Annotated in this window: 20 protein-coding genes and 2 pseudogenes; 13 read left to right on the forward strand and 9 right to left on the reverse strand. The window is 54.2% G+C overall.

The window, feature by feature from the left end; genetic code table 11:
* Positions 1-70: 70 nt before the first annotated feature.
* Positions 71-487: a GlcG/HbpS family heme-binding protein gene (locus KGB29_RS07050; RefSeq protein ID WP_223616306.1), complete on the reverse strand. Its 417-nt coding sequence runs from the start codon at positions 485-487 to the stop codon at positions 71-73.
* 431 nt (positions 488-918) lie between these two features.
* Here KGB29_RS07050 and KGB29_RS07055 point away from each other — a divergent pair, with 431 nt between their 5' ends.
* Positions 919-1,605, forward strand: coding sequence for a GntR family transcriptional regulator (locus tag KGB29_RS07055; RefSeq protein WP_223616307.1), 687 nt, complete (start codon positions 919-921; stop codon positions 1,603-1,605).
* Positions 1,606-1,743: 138 nt separating this feature from the next.
* Here KGB29_RS07055 and KGB29_RS07060 read toward each other — a convergent pair whose 3' ends face one another.
* The 3 genes from KGB29_RS07060 to KGB29_RS07070 form a co-directional block, all read right to left on the reverse strand.
* Complete coding sequence (locus KGB29_RS07060; RefSeq protein ID WP_223616308.1) at positions 1,744-3,381, reverse strand: bifunctional 3-(3-hydroxy-phenyl)propionate/3-hydroxycinnamic acid hydroxylase; 1,638 nt, start codon at positions 3,379-3,381, stop codon at positions 1,744-1,746.
* 125 nt (positions 3,382-3,506) lie between these two features.
* Positions 3,507-4,067, reverse strand: coding sequence for a VOC family protein (locus KGB29_RS07065; protein WP_223616309.1), 561 nt, complete (start codon positions 4,065-4,067; stop codon positions 3,507-3,509).
* Positions 4,068-4,107: 40 nt separating this feature from the next.
* On the reverse strand, positions 4,108-4,959 hold the full coding sequence (locus tag KGB29_RS07070) for a fumarylacetoacetate hydrolase family protein (protein ID WP_223616310.1): 852 nt from the start codon (positions 4,957-4,959) through the stop codon (positions 4,108-4,110).
* Positions 4,960-5,086: 127 nt separating this feature from the next.
* Between KGB29_RS07070 and KGB29_RS07075 the strand changes: the two genes are divergently transcribed.
* The 4 genes from KGB29_RS07075 to KGB29_RS07090 all read left to right on the forward strand — a co-directional run bounded on the left by KGB29_RS07075 (position 5,087) and on the right by KGB29_RS07090 (position 8,107).
* Positions 5,087-5,668: an amino acid synthesis family protein gene (locus KGB29_RS07075; protein WP_218534761.1), complete on the forward strand. Its 582-nt coding sequence runs from the start codon at positions 5,087-5,089 to the stop codon at positions 5,666-5,668.
* 69 nt (positions 5,669-5,737) lie between these two features.
* Positions 5,738-6,853, forward strand: coding sequence for an alcohol dehydrogenase catalytic domain-containing protein (locus KGB29_RS07080; protein WP_223616311.1), 1,116 nt, complete (start codon positions 5,738-5,740; stop codon positions 6,851-6,853).
* A 95-nt stretch (positions 6,854-6,948) separates the two neighbouring features.
* Complete coding sequence (locus KGB29_RS07085; protein ID WP_263294429.1) at positions 6,949-7,500, forward strand: cupin domain-containing protein; 552 nt, start codon at positions 6,949-6,951, stop codon at positions 7,498-7,500.
* A gap of 40 nt (positions 7,501-7,540) precedes the next feature.
* Complete coding sequence (locus KGB29_RS07090; RefSeq protein WP_223616313.1) at positions 7,541-8,107, forward strand: NADPH-dependent FMN reductase; 567 nt, start codon at positions 7,541-7,543, stop codon at positions 8,105-8,107.
* A 340-nt stretch (positions 8,108-8,447) separates the two neighbouring features.
* Here KGB29_RS07090 and KGB29_RS07095 read toward each other — a convergent pair whose 3' ends face one another.
* Positions 8,448-9,803 (reverse strand): dicarboxylate/amino acid:cation symporter, encoded by a 1,356-nt coding sequence (locus tag KGB29_RS07095; protein ID WP_223616314.1) that lies wholly within the window; start codon positions 9,801-9,803, stop codon positions 8,448-8,450.
* A gap of 107 nt (positions 9,804-9,910) precedes the next feature.
* Positions 9,911-10,966: a tartrate dehydrogenase gene (locus tag KGB29_RS07100; protein WP_223616315.1), complete on the reverse strand. Its 1,056-nt coding sequence runs from the start codon at positions 10,964-10,966 to the stop codon at positions 9,911-9,913.
* 136 nt (positions 10,967-11,102) lie between these two features.
* On the opposite strand from KGB29_RS07100, the gene KGB29_RS07105 reads away from it, so the two are divergent.
* Entirely contained in the window at positions 11,103-12,026 is a 924-nt protein-coding gene (locus KGB29_RS07105; RefSeq protein ID WP_223616316.1) for a LysR family transcriptional regulator, read from the forward strand.
* Between the two features lie 158 nt (positions 12,027-12,184).
* Here KGB29_RS07105 and KGB29_RS07110 read toward each other — a convergent pair.
* Positions 12,185-12,327: pseudogene (locus tag KGB29_RS07110) on the reverse strand (transcriptional regulator); the annotation flags it as partial.
* A gap of 162 nt (positions 12,328-12,489) precedes the next feature.
* Here KGB29_RS07110 and KGB29_RS07115 point away from each other — a divergent pair.
* From KGB29_RS07115 to KGB29_RS07135, 5 genes are all read left to right on the forward strand, one after another.
* Positions 12,490-12,699: a hypothetical protein gene (locus KGB29_RS07115; protein WP_223616317.1), complete on the forward strand. Its 210-nt coding sequence runs from the start codon at positions 12,490-12,492 to the stop codon at positions 12,697-12,699.
* A gap of 191 nt (positions 12,700-12,890) precedes the next feature.
* Entirely contained in the window at positions 12,891-15,101 is a 2,211-nt protein-coding gene (locus KGB29_RS07120) for an ankyrin repeat domain-containing protein (RefSeq protein WP_223616318.1), read from the forward strand.
* Between the two features lie 96 nt (positions 15,102-15,197).
* Positions 15,198-15,437, forward strand: a complete 240-nt coding sequence (locus KGB29_RS07125; protein WP_223616319.1) for a hypothetical protein — start codon at positions 15,198-15,200, stop codon at positions 15,435-15,437.
* Positions 15,434-16,660 (forward strand): B12-binding domain-containing radical SAM protein, encoded by a 1,227-nt coding sequence (locus KGB29_RS07130; protein WP_223616320.1) that lies wholly within the window; start codon positions 15,434-15,436, stop codon positions 16,658-16,660. The genes KGB29_RS07125 and KGB29_RS07130 overlap by 4 nt, the downstream gene beginning before the upstream one ends.
* Before the next feature lies 1 nt (position 16,661).
* Positions 16,662-17,228 carry a dTMP kinase gene (locus tag KGB29_RS07135; protein ID WP_223616321.1) on the forward strand — a complete coding sequence of 189 codons (567 nt, stop codon included), beginning with the start codon at positions 16,662-16,664 and terminating at the stop codon, positions 17,226-17,228.
* Positions 17,229-17,569: 341 nt separating this feature from the next.
* Here the strand turns inward: KGB29_RS07135 and KGB29_RS07140 are convergent, their stop codons facing one another.
* On the reverse strand, positions 17,570-17,983 hold the full coding sequence (locus KGB29_RS07140; RefSeq protein ID WP_223616322.1) for a DoxX family protein: 414 nt from the start codon (positions 17,981-17,983) through the stop codon (positions 17,570-17,572).
* A 323-nt stretch (positions 17,984-18,306) separates the two neighbouring features.
* Here KGB29_RS07140 and wrbA point away from each other — a divergent pair, with 323 nt between their 5' ends.
* Together wrbA and KGB29_RS28825 are read left to right on the forward strand one after the other, a co-directional pair.
* Positions 18,307-18,909, forward strand: a complete 603-nt coding sequence (wrbA, locus tag KGB29_RS07150; protein ID WP_223616323.1) for an NAD(P)H:quinone oxidoreductase — start codon at positions 18,307-18,309, stop codon at positions 18,907-18,909.
* 232 nt (positions 18,910-19,141) lie between these two features.
* Positions 19,142-19,264 (forward strand): annotated as a pseudogene (locus KGB29_RS28825) (phenylacetic acid degradation operon negative regulatory protein PaaX); the annotation flags it as partial.
* A 37-nt stretch (positions 19,265-19,301) separates the two neighbouring features.
* Here the strand turns inward: KGB29_RS28825 and rmuC are convergent.
* Positions 19,302-21,407: a DNA recombination protein RmuC gene (gene rmuC / locus KGB29_RS07155; RefSeq protein WP_223616324.1), complete on the reverse strand. Its 2,106-nt coding sequence runs from the start codon at positions 21,405-21,407 to the stop codon at positions 19,302-19,304.
* Positions 21,408-21,409 lie beyond the last annotated feature (2 nt).

Here is a 21,409-nt window from a genome sequence, read left to right on the forward strand (position 1 = left end):
CATCCATTCGCAGCATTGGCTGCTAATAAATCAGGTGCCGCGTACCGTTCTTGCTCCGTCCTTTCTCGTTCTATCGGTCTTGATGGGTGGTCAACGCTTGCAAGCCAACCTCCACAAGAACGATGTCCAGTTGCGACGTCAGACCGCTGACGCCGAACCCGCCTACGACCTCATCCCCAACAACAATTGGAAGTCCTCCTTCGATTGGAAAAACACCATGAATCATCGAAGCACCTGACCGACCTTCGGCGACCATGTCCTCAAAAAACTTCGTCGGCCGACGTGTAAGAGCGGCACTGCGGGCTTTATCAATAGCCGTTTGGACAGACGAGACGGATGCGCCATCAAGCTTTCTGAACGTCATGAGGCAGCCCGCCTCATCAACCACGGCCATGGAAACCTTCCAGTTTTCCCGGGTGGCTTTTTCCATGGAGGCCACAAGCATCAATTCGGCGTCTGCCAACTCGAGTACCCGCTTCGTTTTCATCACGCACCTCTTGAGCCTATGGTTTGTGGTCAGCCTATGCATGGGATAATCGTGCGTAAAACAATATTTACTGCACTGCAAATCACTTTGTGCACAAAACGTAATCCTGGGCAAATTCAAAGTCAAGGAGATTCTCGAGCGCAAGCATTTCTACGCATCGACGCGGTGAGACGTGAATGGGCATCCGGTGTCGGCCGGCTGGGGGGGCTCAAAGGACGGAGAGCGCTAAAAGCAGTAGGAGAGGTGAATCTGGAGGGGGGCAGCCAGCAGTTATAGGGCGCACGGCGAATCAAAGCCGCTGAAAGAATGCTCAACGATTTTCTGCTTGCGGCTCGTTAAAAATCATGAGCAATTTTGACATTCAGCCTTTGCACTAAAGAAGGTTTTGCGCATAAAATCGATTTAGTGCAAATTTTAGGATGACTCCGACCATGATCACCTCTCCCGGCAGTCCGCTGATCGATGTCGCGTTGACGAAGATGAAAAAAGCGATTGTTTGTTGCGAGCTGGCCCCGGGCGAAAAACTCAAAGTGGCCGAACTGTCCAAAACTTATGGACTCAGTAGCTCCCCTATTCGTGAAGCCCTCAATCGACTGACTCAGGACGGTGTCGTCGAAGCCAGCGATAACAAGGGGTTCAGGGTCGCTCCGATTTCCACGACAGACTTTCGCGACATTACGCGATTGCGCTGCCTGCTCGAGTGCGAAGCGCTAAGCGATGCCATTCAGTATGGCGACGATGCCTGGGAAGCCGATGTGCTAGGTGCATTTCACCGCCTGAACCTGATTGAGAAAAAACTCGGAAGCGGTGTGCTCGTACTCGATGATGAGTGGTCAATCCGGCATAAGGCTTTCCACTTTGCGCTGTTCGCGGCCTGCCCATCATCGTTGATGTTGAAGATGGTTGACTCCCTGTTCGACAGAGCAGAGCGCTACAGACGCTTCTCAGCCAAGCAGCGCCAGACTCCAAGGCACAAGGGAAATGAACATCAAGAGCTAATGAATGCTGCGCTTGCACGCGATTCTGAGAAAGCGGTGACGCTCTTGCGCAATCACATCCAAGGCACTTTGGGCCGAACTGTCGAGGCTATAGAGCGCCAACAAGCCACGCTCCAATAACTGAATCAACAGCCTGTCGCCCCCCACTCGGGGCGACACTCGATGTTCTCTACGTCGAATTCAAGCTCAAAAAAACCTTCGCATCGCAACTGCTTTCGTGGACAGTGCAATGCGAAGGGTCTACTGCCCCTTGCAGATTTACGCCTGCGCAAACCTGATTGTCGTGTCGCAAACTCCGCCATTACTCTGCCTAGCCTGTTCAGGCTCCTTGCACCACAAGGCAAGCTCCATTCCCTCTAGCAGTTCCATCGCCCAGGCGACAGTGACCGCGCCGCCATACACGTAGTGATCCGGTCGCACGATGACCACATTGCAGCCTCGACACTCAAGCCATTGTGCCAGTACGCCGTCGACCTCTTCATAGTCATCAACAGTGCGAGCAGCAGTCTGCTGAGAGGTGACCAATCGCACGACCTGAATGGGCAGACCTTTAAGGGATTGGCTGCTGCGCAGACATCTCAGTAACGCGCTAGCATCAAACCCAGGCGCAATCACCACTCGAAAGGATTGCCCGGTAAATTCATCCAGCAGAGCTTTTTTACCCGTATTGTTGATGACCATTGGCTGAGGAAACAGCTCACCGGCAGGAGCGACTTGCGCGACAAAACCTTGCGACAATCCAGGAATCAGCGTTTGTCTGATGGTGCCTCCCGGATTTTCCGTCATCTGCTGGATCAGTCGCGCGTCCCGGATTGCTGCTCTCTCGTTGTCACGCTCACAGATCACACCACCAAACTCTTTGGCTGCCATGGTGGTTTGGCGGACATGTGGAATCCGTTCGGTTTGGTAGGTATTCAGGAAGGCCGGTGCTGCCAGACCTCCTTTTACCAGCGCGAGCTTCCAGACCAGGTTCAGAGCATCGCGGATTCCCTGACACATGCCTTGAGCCAGGAAGGGAGGCGTCATGTGTGCGGCATCCCCTAGAAAAAACACTCGATCGGACTTCCACTGTTCCAAAATCAGTGCATGGAATCGATAAGCAGAAGCTCGCCAAAGCTGATAGTCGCCCTCAGGCAACCAACGAGAGATCAGTTTCTTGATCGCTTCTGGCTGGGAAATTTCCGTCGGTTGTTCGTCAGGATTGATCATGAACTCCCAACGCCGATGTTGGCCCGGCCCGACGACAAAGGTGCAAGGTCTAGCCAGCTCGCAAAACTGCACATTCGTCTTTGGTAGATGCTCACCCGCACCTTCATTCAGGATCACGTCGACGACGAGCCACGGCTCATCGAATGCGAGATCCTCCATTTTCAACCCTAGACGGGTTCGGATCGGGCTGGTGCCCCCATCACATGCCAAGACATATTCCGCAGTCACAGTGCGCTCGGTTCCATCCTTGGATTGGATGAGAACATCAGCTTGTACACCTGTGGAATTAACCGATAAAACTTCCGAACCGAGCTCTACCGTTACAGACTTGAAGTCCGAAATTTTATTGCGCAGCGCACGCTCTACAGGTGGCTGCGAGAATACGTAGTTTGGTGCCCACCCCAACGGAAATGGAGGTTTCGCGGCATCAATGCGTTTGATCAGCTGAGAACCGGTCGTGCGGTACTCCGAGGGACGATAAGGCATGACATGTTCGGCAATGTCATCGGCCAAGCCAATGTTACCGAACACACGCATCACTTCGTGATCAAAACCCATGGCCCTAGGGTTCGTGTACACCGTCTCGGACTTATCCACGACAAGAGCGCTCAGCCCCCACATGCCGGCGAGATTTGCGCACAGAGCCCCCACTGGCCCCATTCCAACAATGATGACATCGTAGTCCATCGTCTACTCCGCTTTTTGTTTTTCTCTACTACGACTTCTGGTTGATGAGCAGACTTTTGCACTACCATCAACCAGGCTTCAACGACCACCGATTGGAGCAGGCTATGTAGCCCCTCCAAATGCCATTAGCCGATACGAACGCGCTGCTCTTCGATCTTCGCCCGAATAGATTCCTTCCATTGCTCGCGAGTCTGGAAACCGGGACGGCGCCTGCACATGGCCTCGGTCTGGGCGAGGATAGCCTCAGTCGGCATCTCGAGATCGAGCGGCTCCTTGCAAGGTTGTGCAGTGTAGAACGGTGCATCGACATACATTTCGATGGGATTGCCTTCAGGATCTTTGAAGTACATCGACCAGGCGTTACCGTGATCCACCTGAGCAATTCCTTCAATGCCGCTTTTCTTGGCGAATTGATAGTACGTCTTCAGGTCGTCGAGGGAGTTCAGGAGAAACGAAAGCTGATTGATCGGGTTGAACGGTAGGTCGACAGGTTTGCCGTCAAAGAGAACGACCTGATGATGTAACTCAGGGTTCTGAGTCATGAAAAACAAACGGTGACCTGTTGAGGCGACCCCCTTGTCACTTACGATGAAACCCAAAGTGCGGCAGTAAAAATCAACCATCCGATCGAGGTCTTCGCAAAACACACCGGAGTGGGTGAAATTGATTGTAGGTAATGCTGACATTTGGAACCTCCAGTTTTTATGATTGTGTAGAGGACAACGCTTAGGCTTCGTCAATAACGCCGTTCGACAGCGTGCCAATCTCAGTAATCACCACTTCAAAAACATCACCTGGCTTCAGAAAAATCGGTGGATTACGTTTAAAGCCAATACCACTCGGAGTACCAGTTGCCAGAATGTCTCCAGGGTTCCATGGAAGCGCTTTCGATACATACGAAATCAAATGAGGAATGTCGAATGCAAGCTCCGAAAGGCTGCCCTCCTGCAGTTGCTCGCCATTAAGTACCCCCCGCACAACCAGCTTTCGGTAGTCGGAAATTTCCGATGCCGGAACGAGCCAAGGGCCCAGAGCACCGGTTTTTCTGAAGGTCTTACCCATGCCGTACTGGTGCGTATGGAACTGCCAATCGCGGACGCTGGCATCGTTGAAGCAGGTGTAACCCGCAACGTGATCCATCGCGTCCGCCGGATCAATATGCGCCCCCCCCTTCCCGATCACTACCGCCAATTCGGCTTCGAAATCAAATTGCTCTGAGACTCGAGGCCTTACCAGCGGCTCACCGTGGGGCAAAAGAGTTTCGGCAAAACGCTGAAAAATGACCGGAAACTCGCCGACCTTTCGGCCCGCCTCTTCAGCGTGAGCAACATAGTTAATGCCTACGCAAATCACCTTTCCAGGATTGGGGATTACTGATTCCAACTGGATACTTGAAAATGGATAGTCAGGCCGCACAGCCTCTAGGATCTGGCGCGCCTCCTGAAGCAAGGATGGGTTGCTCAGAAAAGTCGCGAGATCTGGAACCTCCGAGAAACGGTTGGTCAGCTCAACCACTCCGTCACCGGACACGGCGCCGAAATGGGCTTCTCCTTCTTTACGGTACGAAATCAGCTTCATCTTGCCTCTCCTATTTTTTTGTGCACAAAAACTAACTTCTTGCACCATACATCATTAAATGCATAATGCAAAAGGCCGGTTTAAAAAAATAGCGAGCCCATGAGGCTCTCGGTTCTGGAGGTTACGCATGTCGCTTGTGATGGTTCGTAAGGTCAAGCTGGACGTTGAAGAGGTATTCCACGAAGGCGGGCCTCGTTTGTCAGCCCCGTTGCGGATTGCAGTGGCCACCGCTGTGGTCGCCAATCCTTACGCAGGTAAGTATGTAGAAGACTTGCTGCCGTTTATGCAGGAACTGCGAGCCTTGGGTGCAGAGTTGTCGGAGCAACTGATCCATACCCTGGGCGGAGCTAAACACGTACAGGCCTACGGCAAGGGCGCAATCGTCGGTGAAGACGGTGAGTTAGAGCACGGCGCTGTATGGCACGAAGCAGGTGGCTGGGCAATGCGCGAAGCGCTTGGCAACCCGAAGGCGATCGTCCCTGCGGCCAAGACTATTGGTGGCCCAGGCTGCCGAGTGATGATCCCACTAGGGCATATCCAAGCTGCATACGTTCGTAGCCATTTCGGTGTTGCTGAGATGACCGTATGGGACGGCCCTCGTCGTGGTGAAATTGCCTTTGGCCTAGCCATGGCTACAGGCGGACGGATACATGCACGATTGGGCGGTCTAGCTGCCTCCGACGTAAAGGGCGAAGACGGACTGCGTTAGTGCCCTAGATTTGAAGCGTGCTCCAAAGGTTAGGTACCACTACAAAAACAATATGTGTTGGAGAACATCATGACTGCAAAAACTATGCGCGCTGCACGTCTGTACGAAGGCGGCAAACCCATGGTCATCGAGCAAGTTTCTGTACCCGAAATTCGCCCTACCGAGGTGCTGGTCAAGGTGAAAGCATGTGGGATCGTCCCAAACCTGCACAACATTCTCACTAATTGGGTTAAGTGGTTCCCTCAAAATCCGCTGCCGAAACTTCCTGCCATTTTCGGGCTCGATCCATCAGGTGTCGTCGAAGCAGTAGGTGCTCAAGTCTACGACTTCAAGGTCGGCGACCGTGTGTATGTCAACCCGGGCCGACACTGCGGCTCCTGCCGAGCTTGCCGTGCGGGTAACACAATTGCCTGCACCGCCTATACCTTCAACGGCTATTTTGGCTTTACGCCGAAAAGCCCGCGCATGTTCGAAGACTACCCCTACGGCGGCCTTTGCGAGTACATCCCGGCCCCGCAATACAGTCTGGTCAAACTGCCGAACAACATCAGTTTCGAAACCGCCGCGCGCTTAGGCTATCTGGGCACCGCCTACAAGGCGTTGCTCAAGGCCAACGCGGGCCCCGGTAGCACTGTTCTAATCAACGGGATCAGCGGCACACTCGGTTTAGGTGCAGTCGCTCTAGCGCTGGCCATGGGGGTACGAAAAATCCTCGGCACTGCGCGAAACCAGGAGCTGTTCCAGAAGGTGAAAGACCTGGCAGCTCCGGGCCGGATCGAAATTCATACCCTTGGTACGATTCCCACCAATGAATGGGTCTTTGAAGTCACCCATGGCGAAGGCGTCGATGTGGTCATTGATGCCCTGGGCCCAGGGGCTCCCCACGAAAGCCTGACCCAAGCCCTTAAATCTCTCCATCGCGGTGGCCATCTGGTCAACGTCGGCGCCATTGCCGGTGAAGTCCCAATCGACCTTCACTGGATCATGGACAACGACATCCAGATCAGCGGGTCGGCCTGGTTCACTACAGGGCAAGGCCAAGCCATGGCTGACATGGTTGAGTCCGGTGTGCTGGATCTCTCATTTTTTGAAAACACGGCCTTCAAACTAGAAGACGTCAACAACGCAATTACCGGTATCGAAAACCGCCACGGTGGCTTCAGCAACTACGTCATCTGTCCTTGATTAAGCTCGGCGAGCGGCGCGGTTTAGGCCGCCCCTCGCTGTCTTTCAGTTGTCAGTACGCCTGCGCTTTTTGATTATTAGTCGAGTAATTCAGAATGAAAATAAGAAGAATCGTGACCGGCCATGACGAACATGGAAACTCCGTGTTCATTTCTGATGATTATGCTCCACGAGCACAGTCCTTTACCTTGATTCCTGGGCACGCTATGGCCCAACTGTGGACGACTTCAGCACATCCGGTTTGTCTTGAGCAAAGGAGCGACCCCACGCTTGACTACGCGTCGCTAATTCCGCCACTGGGAGGCACCAGTCTCGCCATATTTGATTTTCCACCTGACTCGATCATGCAGAACCCTATCGATGGTGTCCGGGCCTATGAGGAACTGGGTGCTGCACTGCCTGGTTTGATTGAAAGCTTTGAGCCGGAAAATCCGGGTATGCACACCACTGCCACCATCGATTACGGAATCATTTTGGAAGGTGAAATGTGGCTTGAATTGGATCATGGCGAGACCCGCCTAGTGAAAGCCGGCGACGTCGTTATTCAAAGCGGTACTAGACACGCGTGGCGCAATAAAAGTGAACGAATTGCCAGGGCGCTTTTTGTGATGATAGGTGCATCGCTCCCAGGGAAACCTGGGCTGTAGTCTTACCGAGGCCAAGCCCTCTCTTGGCTCAAGGAGTTTTATGAGCACTTCAACTCTCCGTTTAATCGGCATATCCGGCAGCTTGCGCTCAGCATCAAACAACACTGCGATACTTGAAACACTCGCGTCTCGATTGAGTCATCAAGCAGAGCTGAGCCTCTTTCCGTTGAACGATATCCCCCTGTACGACAGTGATCTCGAAACGGACGCGTTACCGAACTCAGTGGCAGCTCTGAAGGAAGCGATCTCACTCGCCGATGGCTTAATCCTCTGCTCACCTGAGTACAACTATGGCACTTCTGGTGTTCTGAAAAACGCACTGGATTGGGCCTCTCGTCCTGGCTTCAATTCACCTCTAAAAAATAAACCCGTTCTGATAATGACGTCTTCACCAGGGTTGCTCGGCGGGGTGCGTGCCCAGTCTCAGCTGCGTGAGACGTTATCAGCCACGCTTTCCAAAGTGGTTTGCTGCCCCCAAATTGTCATTCCTAACGTCAACCAAAAGATGCAGAACGGCAGATTCATCGACGAACCAACGATTGAATTCATACTCACAGCAATCGATGAGTTGAAAAGGGAAATCGATCTAGAGACAGAGCAGTATTGAGATGGCTAGCAGATTCAAAGCGATGAAGCAGAGGTGAAAGCACCTTATTTTTGAGGCGAAAACTGATCCAGAGATGTACTTTTTCCTCGTCATCGACAAGACATTCAGCTACTTCACCAGAAATCGTTTAGCTAATCACCTTGATCAACAAAAAGGGCCCTCAAAGGGGCCCTTTTGTACTCAAACCAAAATCACTTGGTCAGCCAAGACTCAACGGTAGCGGAGCTAAACGTGCATGAATACCGACTTCAGATGTGACCATCTCTCAGCGCAAGATGCTTGGAATAGGAAATGCTCAATCAAAATGGCACTAAGCATCGCGTTGGTCAGCACCAGATATTTACACTCGTGAAGCTTTGTTAAGGCTGGGCAGCAAGGGACTGCTCGTTACCGAGGAAGGAGCATGAACAACGTCTGCCCGAACCACCTCAGGCTTTTGCTCTTCGACCTCACCATTGAGTGCCTTGTGCATCTTGACTGTGTCCAGCGCCCCGACCCATTTGGCAATCGCCATGGTGCCCACACCATTGCCGATGGTATTGGTGATTGCCCGCGCTTCCGACATGAACCGGTCGACGCCCAGCAACAACACCATGCCCGCAACGGGAATGGTGCCTAGGGACGACAAGGTGGCGGCCAGAATGATGAACCCAGAACCGGTGACACCCGCAGAGCCCTTGGAGGTGAACATCAGCACCGCCAGCACGATCAACTGATCGGTCAGGGTCAGCGGCGTGTTGGTAGCCTGGGCAATGAAAATTGCGGCGATGGTGTAGTAGATCGCCTGCCCATCCGGGTTGAAGGTGAGACCGGAAGGAATGATCATCCCAGCAACGGGTTTGGATACTCCGGCCTTTTCCATCTTGGAAATCATCTGTGGCAGCACCGATTCCGATGAGCTGGTACCGAGCACGGTGAATAGTTCTTCCTTGATAAACTTCAGGAACTTCCACAGGCTGAAACCGCTGTAGCGGCAGATCGGGCCGAGCACGAAGATCACAAACACCGCGCAGGTCAGGTACACACAGGCCATCAGCTTGCCCAGCGAGAACAGCGAGCCGAAACCGTATTTGCCGATGGTGAAGGCAATGGCGCCGAATGCGCCAATCGGCGCCAGGCGCATGACCATGTTGACGATGCGGAACATGCCCTGCATCAGGCTATCCAGCGTGTCGACGAACGCCTTGCCGCGCGGCCCTACATGAGCTAGGGCGATTCCCAACAGAATGGAAAACAGCAGGATCTGCAGCACATTGCCCTTGGCGAAGGCATCCACGATGGTGTCGGGAATGATGTTCATGACGAAGTCCATGAACGATGCATGTTTCACGACCGAGGTGTAGGTGGCCAGGCTGGAAGTGTCGAGGGTAGCAACATCGATGTTCATGCCGGCGCCGGGTTTGAACACATCGACCACCACCAGCCCGACCACCAGCGCCAGCGTTGATACCACTTCGAAATAGAGCAGCGCACGAAAGCCGACCCGCCCCAGCTCCTTCATGTTTTCCATGCGGGCGATGCCCGTGACCACGGTCAGGAAGATCACCGGTGCGAGGAGCATTTTGATCAGTTTGATGAACGCGTCGCCCAAGGGTTTGAGTGCAGCGCCGGTTTCAGGAACGAACACACCGACGATGGCGCCGAGGATGACCGCGATGAGCACTTGTACGTAGAGTTTGCCTAATATTCTTTTCATGACAGGGCCCTGATTTTTTATTGTTGTCAGGAAATGCCAAGGAGTCAGATCCAGTGATCTGCCCCTTGGCGTTGTGCCGCAGTACTACTTTGAATCGCTGGAAGATATCAGCGGTTGATCAACGCGATGACCGCATCCGTGATCTGGCGGGTGGTGGCTGTACCGCCCAGATCCGGGGTGTGCACACCGCTTTCGGTCACGGCTTCGATGGCGGACATCAGCTGTTTTGCCGCAGCGGCTTCGCCCAGGTGTTCGAGCATCATCGCCGCCGTCCAGAAGGTCGCAATCGGGTTGGCCACCCCTTTGCCAGTGATGTCGAAAGCCGAGCCGTGGATCGGTTCGAACATCGAGGGGAATTTGCGCGACGGGTTCAGGTTGGCGGTTGGCGCGATGCCCAGGCTGCCAGACAACGCGGCAGCAAGGTCGGACAGAATGTCGGCGTGCAGGTTGGTGGCGACGATCACGTCCAGCGTGGAGGGTTTGAGCACCATGCGCGTGGTCACGGCGTCGACCAGTTCCTTATCGATTTTAACGTCCGGGAAGTCCTTGGCCACTTCGTAGAAAATCTCGTCCCACAACACCATGCCGTGACGCTGGGCGTTGGACTTGGTGACCATGGTCAGGTGTTTGCGTGGGCGGCTTTGCGCCAGTTCGAACGCGAAACGGTGAATGCGCTCGACCCCGGCACGGGTGAACACCGACACCTCGGTTGCCACCTCCTCTGGCAGCCCCCGGTGCACACGACCGCCGTTGCCGGAGTACTCACCTTCGGAGTTTTCCCGCACCACCACCCAGTCGATCTGGTCACCATTGAGCAGCGGGCTTTTCACCCCTGGCAACACGCGAGCCGGACGCACGTTGGCGTACTGATCGAAGCCCTGGCAGATCGGCAGGCGCAGGCCCCACAGGGAAATGTGATCCGGCACGTTGAGCGCGCCCACGGCACCGAAGAAAATCGCGTCGAAGGTTTTCAGTTCTTCCAGGCCACCCTCAGGAATGTAGTACCCGTTTTTCAGGTAGTTATCCGAGTTCCAGTCGAAATGTTTGAAGTCCAGGTCGAAGCCAGATTTTTTCGACAGGGCTTGCAGCACCTCGACGCCAGCGGCGATCACTTCAACACCGATACCATCGCCTGGAACCGCTGCAATCTTGTATGCGCTCATGGTCAACTCCACTCTCGTAACGTTCTTGTTTTGCCTGTCGAACGGGCTGTTCAATCAGGGTGTGAGCGGAGTATATGTAGTGAACAAATAGGTGTGAGTTACTCAGAATCACTACATAAATAACTTTGAGTTACGAATGAACCCAACCTTGGATTTGTCATTTTTTTACCTTCTGGCCAACAAAGGCAGCCTCGCCGCGACGGCTCGAGAGCTGGGCATCACGCCACCCGCGGTGAGCAAGCGTCTCACCGCGCTGGAGGCTCGATTGGGCGTCCGCCTGGTCAATCGCACCACGCGCTCAATGAGTCTGACTTCAGAAGGCGAACTGCTTTTCTCGCATGCCGCTCGCATCCTGACGCAGATCGATGAGGTCGAGCAGTTGATCAACAGCAGTCGGGCCACACCTAAAGGTCTGATCCGGGTCAACGCGTCGCTGGGCTTTGGCCGTCGTTACATCGGCCCGGCCCTCGGCGCGTTCTTCGCACAGTACCCGGAGGTGGAAATACAGCTGGAAATCAGCGATCACCCGCTCGACCTGACTACTCACGGGTTTGACCTGGGCATACGCTTCGGTACGCTGCCGGACGCCGCCTTCCATGCACGCAAGATCGCGTCCAATCGCCGATTGTTATGCGCCTCACCGCTGTACCTGGAAAAACAAGGCGTGCCTCAACGCCTGACGGATTTGCAGCAACATAACTGCATCTTCCTGCGGCAGAACGAAACGCCCTACGGCGTGTGGAGCTTTACCAACGGTGGGCGCACGCAAAACATCAAAGTGCGTGGCGCTTTGGGGTGCAACGACGGTGAAGTTGCCCTGAACTGGGCGTTGGAAGGCTACGGCATTTTGCTGCGGGCCGAATGGGACATCGCCAGATATGTGCGCAGTGGCCGCTTGCGTTTAGTGCTTGAAGACCAGACACCGACCCGCGCCGATGTTTATGCGGTTTACCCACAACAGTTACACCTGTCGGCTCGAGTGCGCAGCCTGATCGATTTTCTGGTTGAGCGCTTCAAGCACATCGATCACCTGGATGAAGCGGAGTCTATACATGACTGAACAGCGTTTGACGGCACCCACTTCAGTTAAAGCGATTGAGTGGTAGAGATCTGTTGCCCCTGCCACGCGGACGCTTAAAAACTTCAAAGCTGTTTCCATAGTTGGGAAAAATCCAATAAAAAAGGCCCTCGAAGGGCCCTTTTGTACTCAAAACAAAGTCACTTGGTCAGCCAGGACTCAACAGTCGCGGAGCGGTGCTCGGCTTTCCACTCTTTCGAAGTCTTGTGATTGCCCCTTTGGTTTCGAAGACTTCGCCAGTGTGAGGTTTTTTATAGATCTTCACTTGGCATGGCTCACGAGTGCGGACGTTTTCAGGGATAGGACCGAGTCACACATTACTTGCTCCACCTTCAATGCTGACCATCCAACGTAAATCACAACACGTTGTCCGCATCTTGATTTGATCCCCCAATCTCTCAGCTATAGCTCCTGCTACGCTGACCTCTTCCACGGAGGAATCACAATGTCGAACGCAGACCTACTCCCTTCCCTACTCTTCAAGATCAATCAAAACCAACTCGCCCTTGAGGCTGCCATTATGGAGCTGACGCTGTGGGTCGAGCAGCGCGGATCAGCGGAGGTAGCCGGCAACGTTCGTGAGGCTTTGGACACAATCAGCAAAAACGAAGCCTTCATCAACATGACGCTTGCGGTGCTCATGACGACTGAATGACTTCTACCTGACAGACAGCAATCGGCAATAGCGGTCAGTCATGAGCGTCAAGTGCCCACTTGGACTACTTTTAACTGACGAAGTAAAGCGTAGGGCAACTTAGTGTCGCATCGGCGTGCGGCTTTGCGAGTATCAATTCTTTTGCTTACCCATCTAGGGATTTCGCGGAGTCCCCACTGCAAGGATCAAGGATGAGCGACCTGGCCATACAGCCCACTCCGAGTAAATCTCTTCGCCATGTAATTACGGCTTCTGGATATCGTCCTTTTTTCACGCAAAAAGGGCTGGACAAAGATCTGGATGATCAAGCCGATGAGAAGCGCCCGGGCAGCAACTTCGATCTGTTCCAAAATTGCCTGGCGCAGTGGCTACGCGCTATACGCGACGACTGTGGTGCCGACTGGAGTAATCTGATCGAATCTGCCTGGCATCGGCACAGTAACCTACTGCGGTCATTGGCACGTAACACCGATACTACTGGAATGATCGCAGAGCCTGCTCAACATGCTTTTTTCAGACTGTTTGTAGTTCCTGAGCTTTCAGGGATGATCCGTCGTGCCAGCCACGAAGTATCCCTGCTCGATTTAAATCAATGGTGGGTAGCTCCCTTTGCCACCTGGCTACAGGCTGCCGCTCTGCAGACCATGCTCCCTGTAAGGCAGTTGCTGGAGCAGCTTGCCAATCATCTGAATATCGATGAGCGCACATTGGAGCGCTGGCAGCACGGTGGCCCGATAAAAAAGCCGATGTGGCCCTACCGATCCACGACACAAGCCATGTTTCACGGTAGCGAACTTGTCGCTAAAAAGTCGGAACATCTCACCGGCTGGTTGGCCATGGTTGTAGCGCTGCAGTCGCTGCCTGCCGACTTGCGTGACGTCATCAAGCGTGACTTCCATCTGCATGGCCAGCGCCCCCTTCAAAACGAGCAGCAGTTTATTTCCCAGTTGAAGCGTGAGGCCGCTGATCGTAATAGCCTGCCTGTAAGTGATGAGGCGGCTCGCGTACTGGCTGACCTTGATCGACTGTTTGCCGATGCACGGGGCAACGAACAGCCGATTCGTGATCGACTCAATTGGCTTCGCGCCCTTTGTGAACGGAGCAACCCGTCTCTAAGGGCTACTCATGAGTACCTCTGCTCGTGGCTCTGCGCAAGGCTAGATGCCAATCTCGGAGAAAAGGACAACGCACTCAAACTCTATAGAGCTGCCTGCCACAGCGCGTGGTGGAGAGCTGGCCCAAACCAGCATGGGATCCTGCACGAGGCCCTGTGCTACGCAGTTGGTGTAGGCGACAAGGTTCAGGCCAATCACTATTGGGATAAATGCTTTCTGCTGGGATTGAACAAGCCGCCGAAACGGGAACTGGACGAGCAGAAAATGCAGCATCTCTCAACCGAATTCGAGCGTCTGTTTACGGAGCAAAAGGCCAAAAAACGCGTTCCACCTGCAATGCGAGTTGTGGTGCTGAACAAGCCTTTCTCGCTATCAGCCAAAGAGCTTGCCAACCCCAACCGTATCAGTGCCCAGTCCGATGGACAGGTTCGCTATACAGCGCTGATGAATGCTGTGCTGTTGGGCACGCTCGAAGATGTGAAGCAAGCTGTACAAGCGGGGGCTGACCCGAACTTGATTATTCCGGAATCCGGCGAAAACGCACTGATCATGGCGCTGCGTCGAGCTTATGACAGAAAAGACCCGGACATCCTGAAGTACCTGCTGACACTGCGCATCAGCACTGAAACGGCCAACTACCCTGCCTCAAGCGATCGGGAAACGCCCCTACAGATTGCCATGAATATGGGCGATGCCGAGGTCGTCGACAAGCTGATCACCCTCGGTGCGGATGTCGAGCAGTCTTGCTTCACCTCACCCTGTGCACTTGTTTATGCCATGGCGCTGCTGCACGACAGCATGCATGTGAGTGACCCCGCACAGCGGGACGCCTATCTTGATGGTCGCGTCCCGGCAGACGCCTTTGATGCCAAGGCCGGCGCGGTTCTGGACTGTGAGCTGCCAGCTAGACGCCAGGCCTGGATGTCGGATTTCGAAGCGCCGCGAAAGCACTTGATCTACGAGGCAGTGACCTCGTACTACAGACGCCCCGTCAATGCGAGGCGCCAAGTGGTCATGATATTGTTGGAAAACAAAGCCGATCCAAATCGGCGCTACGAGGACTTCAACGGGTATCAGGATCTTTGGACGCCTACGCTGTTTGCCGCTCAGATTGGGAACCTGGATGTTCTCAAGGCCATGATCAAGGCTGATGGTAATCCTTGGCTTTCGCTGGACAATGAATCTCCTCTGAACGTGAAGGACGCGCTGTGGGTTGCCGCCGTCTACAAGCGGCATGCTGTTGTCGAATACCTGCAGATGCAGCTCCCACGGCGCCCCGCCTGCTGATCGGTCATTTTTGATTTTTTCTTTCGGTCGCCTGTCGGGCTTGCCCCGCGCTTCCGCTGCATCGTTCGCGTAACGCAATACAGCAGGGGAAAAATCATGTACTTCAGCAAGAACAAAGACATCAATGAACTCGTACTGAAGCTACTTCAACAAGGCTGGACGTATGCCAATGGCCGGCACTACAAGCTCTTCCCGCCTAATGGCTGCGGCATGGTCATCGTGCCCACCACACCCGGTGACCGACGTGCCTTCCAGAACTTTCGCCGTGATGTCCGACAACGGCTACGTGGCCATGCCGAGCGATACCGGCATGCCTGGCAGAAGGTGATGCCATGAAGCAGGTCATTCTGGTATCGCTGGATTGGCGCAGGCCACAAGATGGTAAAACAGGCTTAGGTATCGCCTCGATTGCCGCGGCCCTACAAGCCGCGGATGTTCCGTGGCGGATCATCGACGCACAGGTGAATTGCCCGACGTTTTCCCAAGAGCGGACATTGAGTGAGTTGCGCCTGGCAATTGCCGAGGCTGGCCCCGGGTGCCTGGTCGGCTTCGGCACCTACGTGTGGAACGACCCCGAGGTTCGCAGTTTGATTCGCCTGATCAAAGGTACAGGAGCGAGTATCGCTCTTGGTGGCCCACAGGTTTCCTACATGACCAAAGGGCAACTGGAAAGTACTTACCCAGAAGCCGACTATTTCGTTCGCGGACAAGGGGAAATGGCCATGGTTGCACTGGCTCAAGGCGTGTTTCCCAGCGAATGTGGAATACATGTTGCTGGCACTCCTGACCTAGGCCTCAAGGCAGATCATGATCTGCTGGATTTACCCTCGCCGTACCTGCTGGGAACAGCCAAAGTTCGGGACAACATTCGTTGGGAAACCCAGCGTGGCTGCCCCTTCAAGTGTTCATTCTGCCAGCACCGTGAACCGGGAAAGCGGCTCAAGCATCAGTCGTTCGATGGCCAGCGCCTAGAAAGGGAGTTAGCGCTATTTACCGCAACAGGGGTAAAGCGTATTTCAGTACTAGATCCGATCTTCCACACCAATCAGACACGTGCCATTGAGGTTTTGAACAGCATCAAGGCAGCCGGCATAAATGCCCAGTTCTCGCTGCAGTGCCGCTTCGAAACCTGCAGCACAGATTTTCTGGATGCACTCGAGGGGCTGAACGTCACTTTGGAGTTTGGCCTGCAGACGACCGTGGAAGCGGAGTATCGGGCGATCAAAAGACCCAACCAAATGGAGATCGTTTGCAACAGGATCCGCCAGCTACAACAGCGGCAGATCGACTTCGAGGTTTCCCTGATCTACGGTCTGCCAAATCAGACGCTGGACAGCTTCAATGCCAGCGTTGACTGGTGCTTGCAGCGGCACGTCCCTCGATTGAGAGCATGGCCACTGATGCTGTTGCGGGGAACCCCGCTGTATGAGCAGAAGCAACTGTTTGGATTCAGGGAAAGCAGCGAACAGCGCATTCCCATCGTAGTTGCCAGCAATAGTTTTTCCGAGGCAGAACATGCCGAGATGGCATGCATTGCCAAATTGCTCGAGGAGAATTGAAATGGGGAGTTTTGTTGCCATTGAGGGGCTGGATGGCGTTGGGAAATCCACAGTAGTTAAAAGACTGGCTGAGATCTATTCAGGCCATGCCATGAGCACACCCGGGCCTGCGCTACGCGGAAGTCGCCCTGTTGTACTTGAAGCATTTGCCCATGATGAGCTGGCCAAAGCGCTCTTCTATGCGGCCAGCGTATCGAGCGAGGGAAGGCAGGCAATCAGCCTGGCAGAGAGCGGAAAATGGGTATTCATGGATCGCTACTGGGCCTCGACACTTGCCTATGCGAAAGCTCGTGGTGTCATGGCTGACCTGGACGCGCTGAGCAAGAGCCTGATCCCGCCAGACATAACAATATTGCTATTGCTTGACGAACCGGAGCGACGACATCGTCTGCATACCCGAGGGGCTACTGTGGAAGATATGGAGACCCTGGATCCATACTTTCGCAAGCGAGTCCTCGACGAACTTCAGGCCCGTGCCAACCTTGTAGTCAACATCAGCGGGCTTTCTGAAATGGATGTCTCAGCAAAGTTAGTCCGCGCCATTAAGGATAATCTGCCCGTGCACTGAATTGCTCCGAATTGTCTGGGCACCATAAACGACAGCTCTGGGTTGGTTACTGTCCTAAGCGGCGGTTAGCAATTGGCAAGATACAGTCGCGCCTAGATAGCCACCCTCCACTCATGCAACCTGTCGAAGCATGATCAGGATGGCTGCTCCGAAGCATGTGCAGGACGCCCCCCACCACTCTGCTGACGCACCGTGACAAGTCGGGTCGTGTCAACCGTCCTTGCCCGGGAAGCAATCATGGATTTCCAAACGCGGCCTAGGCGTCATGCGGTGCCTATGGTGCAAGACAGTTGGGGCGCCATGCGGGATTTACTACGTGCCCTTCCCCACTACACGTGCTGCTATCTGCCATCAATCGAATACTTGCCAGGGCCTGTAATGCCCAGCAGCAGCAAACCGCCCATGATGCTGAGGTTCTTGAAATATTGGGTCATGTTGGCCGCGCGCTCTGGGTCAACCATAGTCCAAAAGTGATGCCCGATCAGAGCGGTACCGAGTACGAACAAGACGTAGAGAAATGCGAGTGGGCGGGTGTAGAAACCCACAACGATCGCTATAGCAACAAAGAGCTCCATGACGACCGCAACCCCCGCAGCTACCATGGGCATGGGCGCGCCGAGTGAGCTTATGTAAGCAACGGTACCGCCAAAGTTGGTCAGCTTGCCCCAGCCGGAAATGATGAAAAGAATCATCAGAAGGATGCGAGCGAGCAGGATGATCTCGTTTCTCTGATTCTCAAACAGGTTGTATCTCATGGTGTTCCGCCTGTGGGCGCGGGAGAGGATACGCAAGTAAGTTTGGTATTGAAGCTTTGCGCATACTTTTAACACTAGCAGCTGCTTGGCAACCTGCTCTGGGACGAAGAGGGACAATAAAAGCGTCTCTGTCTGCCCAGCAGGTAGCATAGGGAGCTGCTAGCGTTAAATCCGCACTCCGTCAAAGTCTCTGCAGTCAGGTGGGTGTGAGCCGCAGTTTTGTTCGTGACCAAGCGCTACACCTGCCGCAGTTGTTCGTTGGCAGTGGTGTAACCCAAGATCTTCCTAATCCATCGAATGGTGCTTAATCCAGGAGAAAAATCATGGCGAAGGTACTGGTTCTCTATTACTCAATGTACGGTCACCTCGAAACGATGGCTGGCGCAGTGGCTGAGGGTGCACGATCCGTACCCGGCACCGACGTGACGCTCAAGCGTGTCGCTGAAACCATCCCGGCCGAACAGGCAGCAGCCATCGGCGTCAAACTTGACCAGAAGGCACCGGTGGCAACACCTGACGAGCTGGGAAATTACGATGCCATCATCTTTGGTACACCGACGCGCTTCGGCAATATGGCGGGACAGATGCGCACGTTTCTCGACCAGACCGGCGGACTGTGGATGAGCGGCGCGCTGGTCGGGAAAATCGGCAGTGTCTTTGCATCGACCGGCACCCAGCACGGTGGCCAGGAAACTACTATTACGTCGTTCCACAGCACACTCCTGCATCAGGGGATGGTCATCGTGGGTGTGCCTTACAGCTGCGCAGGGCTGACCAACATGAGCGAGATCACCGGTGGTACGCCCTATGGCGCGACTACCCTGGCAGGCGCTGACGGTAAACGGCAACCGTCACAAAATGAACTGGATATTGCCCGTTTCCAGGGTAAACACGTCGCCGAGCTTGCAATAAAGATCGCGGGTTAACGCAAGGACGTAAATGGGCACATGTTGCAGGACAGGAGTCGAGCTCCGCTGGCCTGTGGAACGCCGGGGCAGATTTCACTACCGCGCCGCTGATGCTCGCAGGTGGCCTGGCGATTCTGCTGGTCTTGCAGTGAAAGCCTTGCGCGTCGGCAGGCATTGAAGGAGACGTAAGCGTTTTTGGATTCAGAGGAGCGACGTTGTAGCGAGGTCGCTCCTCATCCTGTCAATCAAACTGACCTCCAAGGCTCTGCGTTTGCAGGCGCGCGCGAGCTGGAACATCGAAGAGCTGATGACGTATTACAGCGAGTTCATCGAGCTGTACCGGCCATCTGCGAGTTTAGACATAGAAAACCTCCTTTATTCGCATGGCGCAATTAGTGAATTTGTTATGCTCATGATGCAGCTATCAATACCTCAGCTACTTCAATCTCTGCAAATTCCGCGACAGTACTGCTGAGTTCTAAGTTGGCACGCTCAACTAGATCAGCTGGTAGCTCTTTCTGGACAGACACACCCAGGTCTTTAAACTCGGCGGCTTGTTTAATCAGGTTCCCTCTTCCGATGTACAACTGACCGAAGGCCTTGTCGTAACTTTCACGAGCTCTGTTCAACTGGCTGCCTACCCCCTGCATGCTGGTCAGGAAGCCATTGAGCTTGTTGTAAAACTTCTCAGCTCGGTTGGCCAGCTCAGCGGTGTGCTTGTTCTGATCTTCAAACCGCCACAGCTGGCGGACGATGTTAAGACTGGTCAACAGAGTGGTGGGTGTGGCAACCAGCACGTTACGCTCGATAGCCCGCTGGAATAGGGTTTCGTCGTACTTAAGGGCTTCGACATAAGCGGATTCGATCGGAATAAACATTATCACCACCTCGGGTGAGTTCAGGCCAGGCAGCTTGAAATAATCTCGATCAGCCAACTCATTGACCCGGTCACTCACCGCCTTGGTATGGGCCGCCAACGCTTGACCGCGTTCCAAGTCGTTGTCGGCGTTCACATACTGGGTGTAGGACATTAACGACGTCTTGGCATCGATGATCAGATGCTGTTTTTGTGGCAGATAGACGATCGCATCGGGACGTTGTCGACCCTCTTCAGTGGTGAAGCTGACTTCCCGTTTGTAGTCGATACCGAGTCGAAGGCCTGAATTGTCCAGTACGTTCTCCAGCATCAGCTCACCCCAGTTACCCTGCACCTTCTTCTGGCCTTGCAGGGCGGTAGTCAGCTTGTCGGCCTGATCGGTGATTTCCTTGTTGAGCGTTTGTAGGTTCTTCAGCTCGGTTCTGAGCTCGACGCGCTGCTCCGCATCTTTAGCGTGAATATCCTCCACCTTCGCCTTAAAGCCTTTCATTTCGGTATGGAGTGGGTTGAGCAAGTTGGTGATGCTCTCTTGGTTCAACTCTTTAAACGCCTTGCCTTTGCGCTCCAGAACCTCGTTGGCGAGGCGTTCGAACTCTTTGGTCAATTCCTCGCGATTCTCCTGCAGCAGCTTCAACTGCGCGTCAAAGTGCTGCTGCTTTTCAGCCAAGGAGGTTTTAAGCTGGCCATGGGTGTTGTCCAGTTCCGCATATCTGTCTTGTGTGGTCTTCAATTCGATCTTGCACTGCTCCCACCACGTTTTGAAGTTGGTGAGTGCTTCCTGCTTTTCTTCCAGTTGCGTCTGCGCTTTCTTCAGCGTCTCGCGAATTTCAGCCAGTTGAGCAGCAGTGTGCTTTTGCGCTGCGTCGGCGGTCGCCAGCTTTTCATCCAACTGCGCGATGCGCTGATCTTTCTCTTCGATACGCTCCTTGGAGGTCGTACCGTTAATGACAAGTTGTTCTTTCAACTTGTTCGCCGATTCCTGTGCCGTAGCGCCGACCTCACGGGCCTGTTTTTCTGTTTTACGCAGGGCCTCGAGTTCGGCTTTCTGGGCACCCCAATCACGCTCAAAACGCTCTTGAACGACCTGTTTCTCTTCGAGCTGGGTCTGGGCTTGTTTCAGTGCCTCGCGACTTTCGGACAGCAGCTTCGCCGTGTTGGCTTGTTGTAGCTCTGCGGCAACCTGCTTTTTATCCAGATCTAAAATGCGCTGATCCTTCTCTTCGAGGCGTTCTTTGAAGGCGGTACTGTTACTGGCTAACTGGTCTTGCAGCTTGTCGGCCGCCTCTTGTGCTTTCGAGCTCGTCTCTCTGGCCGCTTGTTCGGATTGTCGCAAGCGATCTATCTCAGCTTGTTGGGCGACCATATCACCCTCAAGGCGGTCGATCCGTGCCTTGCTACTATCCCGTTCCGTTTCCAACCGCCCATAAGCAATATCCAGTACTGCTTTCTCTCTAGACAAGGTGCCAAGTGTGGCCTGCTGTTCCGATAAATCTGCCTGGACACGCGTCAAATCGGCCTGTGTCACTTCCAGATCAGTCCGTAGCTGCTGGTGGTTGCGCTGGGCACGCCAACTGGCGATCGCCCAAGCCGCGATGAAGGTAACCAATGGCAGTACGATGAGAATCACCAAATTTTCCATAT

The sequence above is a fragment of the Pseudomonas sp. BF-B-30 genome, assembly GCF_019956305.1.
GTDB classification, from domain to species: Bacteria; Pseudomonadota; Gammaproteobacteria; order Pseudomonadales; family Pseudomonadaceae; genus Aquipseudomonas; species Aquipseudomonas jessenii.